Consider the following 2,633-nt stretch of genomic DNA (forward strand, 5'->3'; position numbering starts at 1 on the left):
GCCGCCCACGGGCACGGCGGTGGCGACGGCGAGCCGGATCAGTTCGCCGCCGTGCCCGTGGGCGGCTTCACCGGCTGGCGCCAGGCCATGCCCGTCACCCAGTGGTCCGTAACGAAGGGTTCCACCGACTCATGACCGTCTACTTCATCGGCGCGGGCCCCGGCGCGGCCGACCTCATCACCGTGCGCGGCGCGCGGACCCTCGCGAAGTGCGGGGTCTGCCTCTACGCCGGCTCCCTCGTCCCCACCGAGCTGCTCGCCGAGTGCCCGCCGGACGCGAAGCTCGTCGACACGGCGAATCTCGACCTGGACCAGATCGTCGCCGAGATCGTCGCCGCCCACGAGGCCGGGCAGGACGTGGCCCGGCTGCACTCCGGCGACCCCTCGGTCTTCAGCGCGGTCGCCGAGCAGATGCGGCGCCTGGACACGGCGGGCATCCCGTACGAGGTCGTGCCCGGCGTCCCGGCCTTCGCGGCGGCCGCGGCGGCGCTCAAGCGGGAGCTGACGGTCCCGACCGTCGGCCAGACGGTCGTCCTCACCCGCATCGCCCAGCAGGCCACCCCGATGCCGGAGGGCGAGGACCTCGCCACCCTCGGCCGCAGCGGCGCCCTGCTCGTCCTCCACCTGGGCGCCCGCTACGTCGACCGGATCGTCTCCGAGCTGGTCCCCCACTACGGCGCCGACTGCCCGGCCGCCGTCGTCGCGATGGCCAGCCGGCCCGACGAGGTGATCCTGCGCGGCACCCTCGACGACATCGCGGAGCAGGTGAAGGCGGCGGGCATCACGAAGACGGCGGTGATCATCGTGGGCCGCACGCTGGCGGCCTCGGAGTTCCGCGACAGCCACCTGTACGACCCGGCGCGGGACCGCCACGCCTGCTGACGCACGACACGACGGAGGCCGGCCCCTTACGGGGGTCCGGCCTCCGTGCAGTCGCTACGGCTCAGGCGTTGGGCCGCTTGCCGTGGTTCGCCTTCTTCTTCTTGCGGGCCCGCTTCTTGTTGCCGCGCTTCGCCATGGGACTCCCTCTCGCTCGGGGACTCTGTCTGGGCAAGAGCCTAGGTTCGGGGCCGCGGGGCCGCATGTCGGTGCCAGGGTCTTGAATGGCCCTGTGACCGTTTACGACGTGGCCCGGGCGCTGCCGGGCATCGAGGAACTGCGCGACCACTCCCGTGGGCTCGCGATGCTGGAGGCCGTGCTCTGCCCGGAGTGGGAGAGCCGTTACTACTCCTTCGACGCGCACTGGTCGGAGCGCGAACAGCTGGCGTCCATGAAGGACGGTCAGGGAGACGAGTACACGATCGTCCTCTCGCCGGCGGGGGCATTCGCCCGTGTCTTCGCCCACGAGTCGCCGCTGAGCCCGTTCGGGGAGCTCGCGGACGGGCAGACCTGGCCGGGGGTGCTCGACGGGGTGCCGGAGGCGCTCGCCGAGTACCTGACGGAGCCCGCGTTCACGGACGAGGACGGGGTGCACGTGACCACGGCCTGCCTGTGGCGCGAGCCGACGGACACGGTCTGGCACACGGGCACGGTCGAGTACCCCGACGCGGGCGACGACCGCGAGGACCCGGACGGCTCCGGCCGCCTCCTCCACCTGCTCACGGACCGCACGGCGGAGGCGTACGCCGAATGGGCGTCGGACTACTACGAGACCCCGGTCGACCTGGAAGCCGTACGCCACGTCCTCGCCCTGCGCCCCCTGACCCCGGAGCTCGTGGCGACCCTCAACCCGGAGGTGGAGCTCGCCGACCTCGCCGAGGACATCGCGGAGATCGGCTACCCGACGGCCTGACGGTTCGCGGCCGCCCACTCCGGTGCAAGGACCGACATCACCGTCGCGTCCACCCGCTCTCCCTCCCAGAGGAGCGCGCCCCGCAGGACGCCCTCCGCGCGGAAGCCGGCCTTCTCGTAGGCGCGGTGGGCGCGGGGGTTGAAGGCGTAGACCTCCAGCCAGATCCGGTACAGGCCGAGCGCCTCGAAGCCGTGGCCGACGATCAGGCGGGTCGCCTCCGTGCCGAGGCCCCGGCCGATCGCGTCCGGGACGAAGGCGATCCGGAAGGCGCAGCTCTCGTTGCCGGGGTCCCACTCCAGGAGGACGGCCTCGCCGACGACCTTCCCCGTGGCCCGCTCGACCACGGCGAGGTCGAGCCGGTCGTCCTGCGCGCCGCGCGAGCCGTACCACTTCAGGAGCGCCGCCTCGTCGTGCGAGACGTGGCTCCCGGTCAGCCGGGTGACCTCGGGGTCCTCGAACAGCGGCAGCAGCGCGGGCACGTCCGCCTCGGTGACGGGGCGGAGGACCACCAGGTCACCGGTGAGGGTGGGCTTGTGCGAGAAGTCGGCCATGCCGTGAGTCTCGGCCCTCGTCATGGCCGCTGTCGCCCGGATTACGACCCCGCAGGGCCCTTGGGCTCCGACCGCCCCACGACCGTCCCCGCCCGGTCGATGCAGATCACGTCCACCGAGACCGGCGCGCCCCGCAGGACGGACAGGGCCTCGTCGCGGGCGCGGGCGGCGACCAGGTCGCCCAGGGGGACGGCGGCGGCCTCGCAGAGGCGGAGGGCGGCGAGGCCCGTGTTGGCGTCGGCGATCTCCGACGCCAGCGCGTCCGACGCGCCGCCCGTGCGGGCCAGGTCG

At 73.4% G+C, this 2,633-nt stretch carries 4 protein-coding genes and 1 pseudogene; 2 read left to right on the forward strand and 3 right to left on the reverse strand.

All coding sequences use genetic code 11. The features are described 5' to 3' along the window. The first annotated feature begins 131 nt into the window (after positions 1-131). Positions 132-881, forward strand: a complete 750-nt coding sequence (gene cobM / locus CCN56_RS40135; protein ID WP_086832493.1) for a precorrin-4 C(11)-methyltransferase — start codon at positions 132-134, stop codon at positions 879-881. A 61-nt stretch (positions 882-942) separates the two neighbouring features. Here cobM and CCN56_RS46055 read toward each other — a convergent pair whose 3' ends face one another. Next, complete coding sequence (locus CCN56_RS46055; protein ID WP_099895366.1) at positions 943-1,017, reverse strand: 50S ribosomal protein bL37; 75 nt, start codon at positions 1,015-1,017, stop codon at positions 943-945. A 93-nt stretch (positions 1,018-1,110) separates the two neighbouring features. On the opposite strand from CCN56_RS46055, the gene CCN56_RS40140 reads away from it, so the two are divergent. Then, entirely contained in the window at positions 1,111-1,791 is a 681-nt protein-coding gene (locus tag CCN56_RS40140; RefSeq protein ID WP_256962437.1) for a hypothetical protein, read from the forward strand. Here CCN56_RS40140 and CCN56_RS40145 read toward each other — a convergent pair. Beyond that, on the reverse strand, positions 1,776-2,342 hold the full coding sequence (locus CCN56_RS40145; RefSeq protein ID WP_086832495.1) for a GNAT family N-acetyltransferase: 567 nt from the start codon (positions 2,340-2,342) through the stop codon (positions 1,776-1,778). The two genes, CCN56_RS40140 and CCN56_RS40145, sit on opposite strands and share 16 nt — an antisense overlap. 41 nt (positions 2,343-2,383) lie before the next feature. Beyond that, positions 2,384-2,633: pseudogene (locus CCN56_RS40150) on the reverse strand (cobalt-precorrin-5B (C(1))-methyltransferase); the annotation flags it as partial.

Origin of the sequence: Streptomyces sp. NRRL B-24572 (assembly GCF_002156145.1) — a bacterium.
Classification (GTDB): domain Bacteria; phylum Actinomycetota; class Actinomycetes; order Streptomycetales; family Streptomycetaceae; genus Streptomyces; species Streptomyces vietnamensis.

Bases quoted from the DNA above. Each gene is read 5' to 3' on its own strand.
- CCN56_RS40145 (WP_086832495.1), bottom strand. From the start codon at position 2,342: ATGGCCGACTTCTCGCACAAGCCCACCCTCACCGGTGACCTGGTGGTC.
- cobM (WP_086832493.1), top strand. From the start codon at position 132: ATGACCGTCTACTTCATCGGCGCGGGCCCCGGCGCGGCCGACCTCATC.